The sequence below is a fragment of the Streptomyces sp. NPDC003393 genome (genome assembly GCF_053589015.1).
In genome coordinates this window covers 33,156-44,366 of sequence record NZ_JBSFRB010000058.1, presented here as the reverse complement: position 1 = coordinate 44,366, position 11,211 = coordinate 33,156, and the positions used below count along the sequence as shown (strand labels likewise).

The 11,211-nt window shown below is 66.5% G+C and carries 8 protein-coding genes and 4 pseudogenes; 4 read left to right on the top strand and 8 right to left on the bottom strand.

Features of this window, described 5'->3' with window-relative positions:
• The 3 genes and pseudogenes from ACWDUZ_RS35480 to ACWDUZ_RS35470 all read right to left on the bottom strand — a co-directional run.
• Positions 1 to 497, bottom strand: a pseudogene (locus ACWDUZ_RS35480) (hypothetical protein); the annotation flags it as partial.
• 64 nt (positions 498 to 561) lie between these two features.
• A pseudogene (locus ACWDUZ_RS35475) lies at positions 562 to 918 on the bottom strand (MEKHLA domain-containing protein); the annotation flags it as partial.
• A 43-nt stretch (positions 919 to 961) separates the two neighbouring features.
• A complete protein-coding gene (locus tag ACWDUZ_RS35470; protein ID WP_451635936.1) occupies positions 962 to 2,440 on the bottom strand; it encodes a dihydrolipoyl dehydrogenase family protein in 1,479 nt (492 codons plus the stop codon).
• Between the two features lie 416 nt (positions 2,441 to 2,856).
• On the opposite strand from ACWDUZ_RS35470, the gene ACWDUZ_RS35465 reads away from it, so the two are divergent.
• The 3 genes and pseudogenes from ACWDUZ_RS35465 to ACWDUZ_RS35455 form a co-directional block, all read left to right on the top strand.
• Positions 2,857 to 4,254: a dihydrolipoyl dehydrogenase family protein gene (locus ACWDUZ_RS35465; protein WP_451635935.1), complete on the top strand. Its 1,398-nt coding sequence runs from the start codon at positions 2,857 to 2,859 to the stop codon at positions 4,252 to 4,254.
• A gap of 36 nt (positions 4,255 to 4,290) precedes the next feature.
• Positions 4,291 to 5,104: pseudogene (locus ACWDUZ_RS35460) on the top strand (IS5 family transposase); the annotation flags it as partial.
• A 4-nt stretch (positions 5,105 to 5,108) separates the two neighbouring features.
• A pseudogene (locus tag ACWDUZ_RS35455) lies at positions 5,109 to 5,813 on the top strand (AAA family ATPase); the annotation flags it as partial.
• Here ACWDUZ_RS35455 and ACWDUZ_RS35450 read toward each other — a convergent pair.
• Positions 5,728 to 7,911, bottom strand: coding sequence for a Na+/H+ antiporter NhaA (locus tag ACWDUZ_RS35450; RefSeq protein WP_451635934.1), 2,184 nt, complete (start codon positions 7,909 to 7,911; stop codon positions 5,728 to 5,730). The pseudogene ACWDUZ_RS35455 and the gene ACWDUZ_RS35450 sit on opposite strands and share 86 nt — an antisense overlap.
• Positions 7,912 to 8,057: 146 nt before the next feature.
• On the opposite strand from ACWDUZ_RS35450, the gene ACWDUZ_RS35445 reads away from it, so the two are divergent.
• Complete coding sequence (locus ACWDUZ_RS35445; RefSeq protein ID WP_451635933.1) at positions 8,058 to 8,573, top strand: CGNR zinc finger domain-containing protein; 516 nt, start codon at positions 8,058 to 8,060, stop codon at positions 8,571 to 8,573.
• Between the two features lie 84 nt (positions 8,574 to 8,657).
• Here the strand turns inward: ACWDUZ_RS35445 and ACWDUZ_RS35440 are convergent, their stop codons facing one another.
• The 4 genes from ACWDUZ_RS35440 to ACWDUZ_RS35425 all read right to left on the bottom strand — a co-directional run bounded on the left by ACWDUZ_RS35440 (position 8,658) and on the right by ACWDUZ_RS35425 (position 11,210).
• Positions 8,658 to 8,918: a hypothetical protein gene (locus ACWDUZ_RS35440; protein WP_451635932.1), complete on the bottom strand. Its 261-nt coding sequence runs from the start codon at positions 8,916 to 8,918 to the stop codon at positions 8,658 to 8,660.
• A gap of 71 nt (positions 8,919 to 8,989) precedes the next feature.
• Positions 8,990 to 9,388 (bottom strand): glycine cleavage system protein GcvH, encoded by a 399-nt coding sequence (gene gcvH / locus ACWDUZ_RS35435; RefSeq protein ID WP_451635931.1) that lies wholly within the window; start codon positions 9,386 to 9,388, stop codon positions 8,990 to 8,992.
• Positions 9,389 to 9,444: 56 nt separating this feature from the next.
• Positions 9,445 to 10,404: a glycine betaine ABC transporter substrate-binding protein gene (locus ACWDUZ_RS35430; RefSeq protein WP_451635930.1), complete on the bottom strand. Its 960-nt coding sequence runs from the start codon at positions 10,402 to 10,404 to the stop codon at positions 9,445 to 9,447.
• 38 nt (positions 10,405 to 10,442) lie between these two features.
• Complete coding sequence (locus tag ACWDUZ_RS35425; protein WP_451635929.1) at positions 10,443 to 11,210, bottom strand: ABC transporter permease; 768 nt, start codon at positions 11,208 to 11,210, stop codon at positions 10,443 to 10,445.
• Between the last annotated feature and the right edge of the window lies 1 nt (position 11,211).

Genomic DNA, 11,211 nt, shown 5'->3' with positions numbered 1-11,211 from the left:
AGGGCGGCGGCCTCTCCGGTGGCCTCGGCGGGGTTGATCTGCGGCAGCGTCGACATGGCGGTCTCCTGGGGTCCCGGCACCGGTTCTAATGTTTGCCCGGCGCTCTTTCCGTTTGGACGATGACACACCCACACCCTCATGTCAAACGGATGAACCGCATTCAAAGCATTAGACTGCCGTCGGCGTGATGGCATGCCTGCACCCCCACGGCGGACTACGGTGGGGGCGTGTGGGCGCCGGGCGTGCATGTACGGATCGAGCGAGTCCACGGCCTCGATGACCGACTCGTTGGCGATCTCCGAGTAGGGATGCCCCTGCTCGAGCAAGTAGTCGCCCTGGGCCATCATCACGCCGCAGAAGACGCCGGTGGTGAACGGATCGAGCGGGACGCCGGCATCCGATCGATGAGCGCGAACAGTCCTGCCCACCTGCCGCATGCCCGCCTGGTCGATCTGGCCCATCGGGAAGCGATACAGGCGCTTTCCGGCCAGGATCACACTGCGGATCCCGTTCCCCGAGCGCACCTCGTCGCAGATCTCGGCGATCAGCTCCAGGCCGACGGGGTGCGCGGCGCAGCCCTCGATAGCCCCGGGTGTATCCCTTGGTCCGTACGTCCGTCATGAGACGCTCACGCCTGGCACGGAACTCGGACGGCGCCGACAGCGGTGACGGCCGCCCGGCGAACTCCGCCTGCGTGTAGCCGAAACACGACTGTGCCCGAACGTTGGCGTAGACGAATACCGGGTCCTGCGAGGTGTCCTGTGCCAGGACGGGAAAGGGCGCGTCTTCGAAGAGCCACCGCGCGACGTCGGCTTCCGCCACCCCTTGAGGAACCAGCGGGGTGCCGGTCAGACGGTGGTGGCTGTTGCACAGCAGAGCGGCGAACGCCGGGTCCAGCGGCGAGGGCGGGAGAGACAAGAGGATCTCTTTGCGGGGTCAGCGTGCGAGCTGCCCCGAATCCTCAGCTGTGCGACGCCTCGTGCCGCTGCGAGCGGAGCGTCTCCAGCAGTCGCAGCCAGACCTCGCTCGGGGTGGGGTAACTCGGGACCACATGCCACAGCGTGGACACGGGAATCCGCCCCACGATCGCAGTCGTCGCCGAGTGGACCAGGTCCGAAATACCCGCTCCGACGAAGGTGGCTCCCACGACGACATCGCGCTCGCGGTCGATGACGAGCTTCGCCCGGCCCCGGTAGTCGGTACGCAGCAGATAGGTACCCGCGAGCCCGGCCATGTCGTGCTCGACGACTTCGACATCGAGGCCCGACTCTCTGGCCTGCCGCTCCGTGAGCCCGGCTGTACCCACTTCAGGATTGCTGAAGACCACCTGCGGAAGGCCGACATGTCCCTCGGCGGCAGAGGGCAGTTCGCCACCGGTACCAGCGGCACGCGCTGTGATGACGTCGCCGGCGATACGTGCCTGGTACTTGCCCATGTGGGTTAGCAACGCCCGTCCGCACACATCACCGATGGCATAGAGCCAGTCGCCCTCGACTCCGCGTACGTTCTGCTGGTCGTCCACATCGAGGTAGCCGCCGGGAGTGAGCCCCACGGTCTCCAGCCCGATGTCGTCGCTGTTCGGGACACGTCCGGCCGCCACGACCACCTCGTCGGCGCTGAGGACCGAGCCGTCGTCGAGCGTCACCGCGACCTCGCCGCCGTGGATTCGGCCCTCCCCCGTGTCCGCGGCTCGGGGACGCTGTACATCGGCCATGCTGCGTCCGAGTAGGAGTTGTACCCCGCTGTCCTGCAGCGCCTGCCCCACGATCTCACCTGCGAAGGGCTCGTACTGGCTCAGCAGCCGCCGGCCCCGGTGGACGACGGTCACCTCCTCGGCCCCGAGACCACGCAGCCAGGTAGCCGACTCACAGGCGACCACTCCGCCGCCCAGGACGACGACACGACGCGGCACTTCCCGCATCGTGGTGACGTCCCGGGAGGTCCAGGGTGCGGCGGCGCGCAGTCCCGGAATGTCAGGCACTGCTGCGGCCGAGCCCGTGTCTATCACCACGGCATGCCTGGCGCGCAGGACCCTGGTCGTCCCATCGGGCCGGCTCACGGATACGGCCCGCTCGCCGCTGAGCCGTCCGTAGCCGCGCACGACATCGATGCCCGCGCCTAGAGCCCAATTCACCTGCGAGGTGTCGTCCAGTCCATTGATCACCTCGTCACGCCGCGCCAGCACCTGGGCAGGGTCGATCCGGGCCGAGACTCCGGGCGCGTGATTGGCGGCGTCGACCGCCTCGACGGACCTGAGGAGGGCCTTACTCGGCATGCAGGCCCAGTACGAACACTCTCCACCGAGCAGATGGCTCTCCACGATCACCGAGGACAGACCTGAGAACTGGCTCGCGTACTGGGCGGCGTTCTCGCCGGCCGCGGCGCCGCCGAGGACGATGACGTCCCACTCGGAGCGATCGGGGTCCAGCGTCGCCGCCATGAGTCTCCTTGATCACGCTGCCGTGCCCATGGGGCCGGGAGTATGGGGCCGAATCCGATGCATTCGGCATACGTCTCTCATCGTGCCCGCCGGTCCGTTCGGACGGCCTGGAAACCTGAGAGTTTACCGCCGGGACGAGGCTAGATCATCGGGGCGCGCGGTGGTGACCTCTCGATCATGCATTTTTTCGATGGCCCGGCGTGGCTATTCCGAATGAGTGGCCGGACAGGGCAGTTCGACGGACACTTCGCACCCCTCTTCAGAGAAGCATTCGGAAAATCTCACCTCCGGCTTCAAAAGATGCATACGGCAGATGTGTCGCAAGTCGCCCCGTGACTCTACGGTGACGTGTGGAGATCACGTAAATCTATTACTCACCAGTAAATCCCCCGCACAACAAGTGAAGGATGGCAGTAATGAGCATCGAAAAGGATGCAATTCATACGGACCTGCTCGTCATTGGTTTCGGAAAGGGTGGTAAGGCCGTCGCGGGCAAGTTCGGTGCGCTCGGGAAAAAGGTCGTTCTGATCGAAAGGTCGGAGCACATGTACGGGGGAACGTGTCCGAACGTCGGCTGTGTGCCGACTAAAGCGCTGGTCCATCACGCCAACAAGCGTCGACCGGAGGATTCGTCGCAGGATTGGTACGAACGCTCAGTCGGAGAAGTTCAGGCACTGACCAGTCTCTTCCGTGCCGGAAACTACGAAGGCATGAACGGAGTGGAGACGGTTCGGGTGGTGACCGGCCTCGCCCGGTTCGAAGACCCCCACACCGTCAGCGTCAGAGAGGGGGAAACCCACCTGGCCATCACGGCGGACACTATTCTGGTCAATACCGGTTCCGAGCCGATAGTCCCGGATATACCAGGACTGAAGGACAGCAAGCACGTGCTGACCAGCACCCAGCTCATCGGAACCACAACGCTGCCTCAGCGTCTCGCCGTCATCGGTGGCGGCTACCTGGGGTTGGAGTTCGCCTCCATCTACCGCAGGTTCGGCTCCGAAGTCACCGTCTTGGAGGCCTCTTCGGACATTCTCCGGCGAGAGGACGAGGATGTCGCCGCGGCAGTCAAGGAGATCTTCAGCGAGGAAGGCGTCAACGTCGTAACCGGAGCGAAGGTGCTCGAAGTCCGCGACGGCGATGACCACACCACGGTGCTCTACGAGCAGGATGGGACCAAGCACGCCGTGGATGTCGACACGGTACTCGTGGCGACCGGCCGCCGGCCGGCCACCTCGGAGCTGAACCTCGAGGCGGCGGGGGTAGGCGTCACGGAGCGGGGGGCGATCCAGGTGGACCGCCACCTGCGCACCAGCCAGCCCCACATCTTCGCCCTCGGCGACGTCAACGGCGGGCCGCAGTTCACGTACATCTCACTCGACGACAGCCGTATCGTTCTCGACCAGCTGACGGGCGAGGGTCGTCGGAGCACCGACGACCGGGCGGACGTTCCCCGCACTCTGTTCATCACTCCGCCGCTGGCCACCGTGGGGCTTACCGAGACGGAGGCACGTGCGGCAGGACACCGGGTGAAGGTCGCCAGTCAGCCGGTGGCAGAAATCATCGCCATGCCCCGCGCCTACGTCGTCGAAGAGACGCGCGGGATGATGAAGTTTGTCATCGACGCGGACACCGACAAGATTCTCGGTGCCGCTCTGCTCAGCACGGACGCACAGGAGCTCATCAACACGGTGGCCCTGGCGATGCGGCAGGGCGTCACAGCATCCGAGCTGCGCGACTCCGTCTATACACACCCGAGTTCCACCGAGGCGTTCAACGACGTGCTCGGCACCGTGGTCCGCGTCGACAACTAGGGCGTGTCTCTTTGGGGGCTGATCAGTTGATCGGATGTGTCTGTCCCATTAGTGATCACTGATGCGATGTGGGACCGGATCGAGCCGCTGATGCCGGCCGATCCGGTCCGTGGGCGGCGATGGGCCGACCACCGCCGCACGCTGGAGGCCATCGCGGGGAAGTACCGCACGTGCTCGCCCTGGCGCGACCTGCCTGACGAGCTCGGCTCGTTCCAGACCGCTCACAAACGGCTGATCAGGTGGGCCGTGGAGGGCACCTGGGAACGCATCCTCGCCGCAGTCCTGGCAGCGGCCGATGACACCGACAACATCGGCTGGACCGTGCCGGTGAACTCCACCGTTTGCAGAGTGCATCAACATGCTGCCGGAGCCAGGAAAGGGGGGCTTCGGACCGCGTCGAACCAGACGATCACGGCTTAGGACGGTCCCGCGGCGGCCTGAGCACGAAGGTTTATCTCGCCAGCGGCAGCCATGCACGCCCCCTGGCCCTCCGCGGCACCGCAGGCCAGGAGGGCGACGCACCAGCCTTCGAGGCAGTCATGGCCGGCATCTGCGTTCCGCGGACCGGACGTAGCAGACCGACGACCCGCTCAGAGGCCGTCCTGGCGGATCGCGCGTATTCGTCCCGTGCGATCCGTGGGCAACTGCGCCGGCGAGGGATCCGTGCCGTCATTCCGCAGCTGTCCGATCAGGTTGGTCACCGTCTGCGGCGAGGTCGTGCCGGCGGTCGCCCGCCGGCCTTCGACGCCGAGGCATAGAAGGAGTGCAACGAGGTCGAGCGATGCATCGACCAGCTCAAGCAGTGGCGCGGTCTGGCCTGCGGACAGACACGCTCGCCATCGCTTACCAGGCCCGCCGGGCTGCCCGTACCGCGGATCAGCCACCACCTGGTCTTCGCCGGACCGCCCGGTACCGGCAAGACCACCGGGGCCCGGCTCTACGGCGAGCTGCTCACGTCGCTAGGGGTGCTCCAGTTGGTCGAGGTGGCACGGGCCGACTTGGTGGGCCAGTACACCGGTCACACGGCCCAGGTCACCCGCGAGGTGTTCGAACCGGGCCTGGCGGGTGTGCTGTTCATCGACGAGGCACACACACTCACACCGACCGGCCCCTCAGGACGAAGCGACTTCGGGCATGAGGTGGTAGACACCCTGCTGAAGCTGATGGAGGACCACCGCGACGAGGTCGTGGTCATCGTCGCCGGATACACCGATGAGATGCGACGTTTCATGGCCTTGAATCCAGGCTTGGCCTCCCGCTACTCCCGCACGGTGGAGTTCGCGAACTACACGTCCGACGAGCCTGTCACTATCGTGCGTCAGCACGCCCTGGCATCTGGCTATGAGTGCGCCACCGGAACTGGACAGGTGCTGCGTGAGCACTTCGACGGGTTGCCACGAGACCGCTCGTTCGGCAATGGACGCCTGGCCCGCCAGACCCCGGAGGGGATGATCACCCGGCAGGCCGGCCGGCTCAGTGCTCTGGCCGCTCCCGGGCTGGACGACTTGCGGACGCTTCTCCCGGAGGACGTGGTACCCCGCGCGGAGAGCAGGTTGTGAGTGCCGGAATGCGGGGCATCGTAGGCGTGGCCCGACGGCCTGCCCGAGCAGTTCCGGATTCCCGGGTGTTCCCGGATCTGCCGACGAGACGCATGCCGGAAGGTGTGGGAAGGATCATCCGTGAGCTGTTCCCCGTCGCACCGGACCGTGCGGCGTAACCCGCCGGAGGAGAGGGGCTGAGTTCCGCGCGGGCCTGCTGAATCGCCTCTGACATGGCAGCCACGTCGTGCGATCCGTGATGCCGCTTGCCGTTGATGAAGAAGGTGGGGGTGCCGGCGACTCCATTGGCGTCGGCGTCGGCGATGTGCCGGTCGACCTGCTTTCGGTGGTCACCGTTGAGGAGTTCGCGCTTGAACCGGTTGACATCGAGCCCCAGGTCTTCGGCATGGCCGATCAGGTCGGTGAGGCTTAGCTGGTCCTGCCGTTCGAGCAGGATGGTGTGCATGGGCCAGAAGGCGCCCTGGGAGGCCGCTGCCTCGGCTGCTTCCGCCGCGAGTCGCGCGTGGGGGTGAACATCGCTGAGAGGCAGGTGCCGCCAGACATAGCGGATGTCGGGGTGCGAGGCGAGCAGTTCCCGGGTGGCCGGTTCGGTCCGGCTGCAATAGGGGCACTCGAAGTCGCCGTACTCGATGATGGTGATGGGCGCGGTGGCGGGACCCCGCACATGATCCCGGTCCATGTCCACCGCTCCGTCCAGATCACGCACTCCCGTGCTGTCGCCGAGCAGAGCGTTGTGCCGTCGGATGCTCGGCAGCACATCGATCACCCGATACACCGCCCAGCTGGTCACTGTCGACAGAACGGCGGCCGTGAGAATGCCGATCTTTGCCTGGTCGAGCTGTTCGCCATGGAAAGCCAGTGTTGCGATCAGCAGTGAGACGGTGAATCCGACGCCGGCCAACGTGCCACTGCCGACCACCGCTCCCCATCCGACGGGGACGCTCACACGACCGTTGCTCGAACGAGTGACCGACCAGGTTCCGATGACGACCGCGACGGGCTTGCCCAGTACATAGGCCAGGACGATACCGAGTGTCACAGGAGCCGTTGCCGCCTGCGCGAGACGAGTGGGGTTCATCTGGATGCCCGCGTTCGACAGCGCGAACAGCGGCACGATCAGGAATGTGGTCCATGGATGGAGCAAATGGTGCAGACGGGCGTTGGTCGACAGTGAAGCGCTGACCCCGGCGGTCGCCGACTTCGCCCGCGCGGGACTCGGCTGTTCGCGGTAGAGCCGTACGAGACTGGTGGCGTGCTCCAGTTCTGAGCGCAACGGTGGGCGAGCGCTCGTGACGAGCCCGATGAGCAGTCCGGCGACCGGAGGCTCTATCCCGCTGAACATGAGCGCGGCCCAGGTGCCCACACCGAACACCAGATCCGTTCTGCGGCTGGTGGACGGCCGCCATCTCCGCGCGGCCAGCAGGCTGGCGAACGAGGCGGCGGCGAGCAGTGCGGGAGCCGGGTTCACACCGTCTCCGTAGGCGAAGATCACCAGCAGAAGGGCCACGACGTCGTCGACCACGAACAGGGTGAGCAGAAACGCCCTGACCTGATCCGGGACTCCTCGGGCCACCATGGCGAATGCTCCCAGCGCCAGCGCGCTGTCCGTGGACATGGCCACGCCCCATCCGTGGGCGGCGGAGCCTCCGTGATTCACCGCGAGGTAGACGCCGACCGGCACGGCCATGGCGATGAGACTCGCAGCTATGGGCAGAACGAGTCGGCTGCGTTCACGTAGATCACCGAGATCGAATTCCTTGCGCGCCTCCAGCCCTACTACCAGGAAGAACAGCGTCATCAGGCCGCTTTCGACCCACGTCCGCAGGCTCCACCCCACGTGGAGGCCGCCCAGTGCTGCCTCGAACCGCGTCTCCCAGAAGGACTCGTAGGCCTCGGGGCCCGTGTTCGCCCAGACGAGAGCTGCCACCACCGCCACGACCGTGATCGCGGCACTTGAGGAGGGGTCGTGCAGCCCGGCCCACCGTCGGCCCGCTCGTGGGAGAACGGCCGACAGGCTGCCGCGCCGGTCCGCCGCGTCCGGTCCGCGATTCGAGACCGAAGACGCCTCGTGCGTGCACTGAGGTGCTGCTCGCTGCATGGGGAGCTTCCTGGCGTTGGGGCGTGTGCAGGCGCCGGCGAGTCGGATTATGGTGCTACCTAACTGGTAAAATTCAGTTAGGTGGGCAGTCTAGCGTGAGTTTGGTGTAACCTGTCAAGGCATGAAAGACGGTTAGGAGGCCTGTGATGACGGAAGAGGCCCAAGAGGGAGTGCTCCTCGATCTGCTCAACACGACGCCCGTCGTGAGAGGCGCTGTGAAAGATGTTCTGAAGGAGCCCGCGGAAGCTCAGGAATGGGTGCGCAGGCATGGCTGGAGCGGTGCACGTGAGGAGATCGACCTCCTCACCGCAGCTCGGAACGCGCTCCAGGAGGTCGTCAGGGGGACACGCGAGCCCGACTCCCTCAACGCATGGCTGGAAGGAGTCAAGAATGTTCCGCACATCGACAGAGGAAGGCTCGATTGGGAGCTCCATGCGCCGGACGGCCACGGACCCGCCGCGGAAATGGTGCTGACCTGGTCACGCCTCCAGGAGACCAGGCCAGGCCGGTTGAGACCGTGCGCCAATCCCGAGTGCCGGCGCTTCCTCCTCGACCGAAGCAAGCCCAACAGTGCCCGCTGGTGCTCCATGTCCGAGTGCGGGAACCGGATGAAGGCGCGCCGCCACTACCAGCGCAGCAAGGGGGCGGATGCCGGGAACTGATCACAGACGGAGACAGCGGAATCCACGGACGATCCGACGCGCTTCGTCCGTGGGTCCCGCTCGGAGGCCGCGCGAGTCACCCCATCAGGGGGCCACTTCCTCGTTTCGCCGGGTGCCACAGGTCCGGCGATGACCGAACCAGGCCACACCCGCGGTGACGACGATCGTGACAGCGATGGTGACGCACCAGTCGGCAACGTAGCCGAGCGGCAGAACCGTGGGGTTGGCGGACTTCCCCTCGCGCAGCATCATCGGAAGCGCGACAAGGGTCAGACAGGCAGCGCAGAGAAGGCCGCCGCGCACGGCGCCGGAGAGTCGCGTGAGCCTGACGATCAGCAGTCCCACGGCCGGCGGGGGATCCCTCCCTACGAAACACTGACCGCTCGACGTCCGTCGAACCCCCTCCGGCCGAGCTGTCAGCCTCCGGTCGCCCTGGCATAGGCGGTGGCGTCCTGAAGGGCGGCCAGCTCCGTGGCGGCCTTGGACGGATCGACCTCGATGTCCACCAGCCAGCCCTGCTCGTACGGATCGCTGTTGACCAGTTCCGGGGAGTCGGCCAGGTCTTCGTTGCGGGCCACAACGGTCCCGCTGACCGGCGAGACGACATCGGACACGCTCTTGGTGGACTCGACATCCGCGCAGGCGATCTCCGCCTGTACCCCGGTGCCCACCTCGGGAAGAGTGACGTCGATCACGTCGCCCAGGGCGTCCTGGGCATAGTCGGTGACGCCGATGCGGACGACGGACTGCCCCTCCTGCGTCTTCGCCCAGATGTGCTCGGAGCTGTATCGCCGGTCGTCAGGAGTGTTCGGCATGACTGGTGCCCTTCGGCTGCTCTGCCTGTTCGCGTGGTGCCGCGAGGCCGGCTGCATCAATTCTTGGCCAGGCCCTTCCGGCTCAGCCAGTCGGACGCGGTCGTCGACGGGTCAGCGCCGTCGGCGACGCGCGTGACCAATGCGCGGAGCTCATTCGTGTCGAGGCGGGCGGACACGGCGTTGCAGGCGTCGGCCATCGGCTGGGTCAGGACGTCCTGCCGGAACACGGGCACGACGTTCTGCGCGGCGAAGATGTGCTCGGTGTCCTTGAGCGAGACGAAACCGAAGCGGGAGATGGCCGGGTCCGTGGAAAAGATGTCCGCGGCATCGACCGTTCCATTGCGCAGCGCCGTCTGGGTGATGCTGCCGCTCGGCGAGAGGGGAACGAACTGCCTGAACTCGACGCCGTAGACGCGCTTGAGGGCAGGCACTCCGGAGGAGACGGTCTGCAGCGGTGCCGGGGCGCCGAGCTTCAGCTTGCCCGCGACGAGCTTGAGGTCCCCGATGCTGCTCAGATGGTATTTCTCTGCGGTCTCCTTGGTGACCGTGATCGTGTCCGCGTCCTGGGCCGGTGCGTAGTCGGTGATCCGCAGACCGTGATTCCTCGTCGCCCCGCGGAGTTCCGCCTGGACCTCCTGCGAGGTCCGGGCATCGCTCTCGCCCGCGAGGTACTCGAGCAGCGATCCCCCGTACTCCGGAACCGCTCCGATGGACCCGTCCTTGAGAGCTGCCATGTAAGCAGGACGTTCACCGATGTTGGCGTGCACGTCGACCTCGACACCACGAGACCGCATGGCTCCCGCGTACAGATGCGCCAGGAGCTCAGCCTCCGGGAACGCGGCCGAACCGATGGTGACGGAACCCGGCCGGCGCGGCAGGGCGGTGTCCGCGTCCGACGAGATGCTGTGTGTCGCAGCGCTGTCCGGGTCCGGCAGACTGGAACTGCCGTAGGCGCCGCAGCCCGCCAGTATGGCGATGGCGGCGAGAGTGAAGCCGGCGGAGACGATGCGTCGCATGATGGTTCCTTCGGGATGTTCCGCGATGTGTCGGTGCATCAGCTGGCTGCCCCGGTCCTGCGAACCGGGCTGTGGGGCCGGGTCCCGGCGGTCAGTGCGAGACCGGGGGAGACGACCAGGCGCTGGGCGGCTTGGAGCAGCAGGTCGACGGCGAGAGCGAGGACGGCGACGCTGATGCCGGCGGCGACCATCGCCGGATACCCGTATCGGAGATCCGCGAGGTTCTGGTGCCCGTCGACGATCAGGCGTCCCAGACCTCCGACCAAAGGTGCGTACGCGGCCACGGTCAGCGTCGCTATCACCTGCAGCGTCGCACTACGCAGTCCGGACATGACGAGTGGTACCGCGCAGGGCAGCTCCACCTTGAGAACAATCTGGAGTGGGGTCATCCCGCTGCCGGCGGCGGCTTCGCGTACGAGCGGATCCAGTGAGCGCACTCCGGCGTACGTGCTGGTCAGCAGAGGCGGTACCGCGATCAGGATCAGGACGAGGAACACAGGGACGAGATAGGGGACACTGCCTGCCGGAACCGCGCGGCCGAGGCCCTGCTCGATGTGGATGTGAGGGGATACGGCGACGATCAGGAGGATCAGCAGGCCGAGGGTGGGCACTGCGCGGGAGGCGTTGGTCAGGCCTGCCACCCACGTCGTGCCACGCCCCGTGTGACCGATGACGAGGCCGAGCGGTAGGGCGATGAGAACGGCCACACAGAGTACCGCCAGGGTGTAGCCGAGGTGCTCGCCCGCGTAAGTGATCAGTCCCGTCGGCCCCCACCAGTTGGCCGGGTCGTTGAACCAGATACCCACC

Bases quoted from the DNA above. Each gene is read 5' to 3' on its own strand.
- ACWDUZ_RS35470 (WP_451635936.1), bottom strand. From the start codon at position 2,440: ATGGCGGCGACGCTGGACCCCGATCGCTCCGAGTGGGACGTCATCGTC.
- ACWDUZ_RS35465 (WP_451635935.1), top strand. From the start codon at position 2,857: ATGAGCATCGAAAAGGATGCAATTCATACGGACCTGCTCGTCATTGGT.
- ACWDUZ_RS35450 (WP_451635934.1), bottom strand. From the start codon at position 7,911: ATGCAGCGAGCAGCACCTCAGTGCACGCACGAGGCGTCTTCGGTCTCG.
- ACWDUZ_RS35445 (WP_451635933.1), top strand. From the start codon at position 8,058: ATGACGGAAGAGGCCCAAGAGGGAGTGCTCCTCGATCTGCTCAACACG.
- gcvH (WP_451635931.1), bottom strand. From the start codon at position 9,388: ATGCCGAACACTCCTGACGACCGGCGATACAGCTCCGAGCACATCTGG.
- ACWDUZ_RS35430 (WP_451635930.1), bottom strand. From the start codon at position 10,404: ATGCGACGCATCGTCTCCGCCGGCTTCACTCTCGCCGCCATCGCCATA.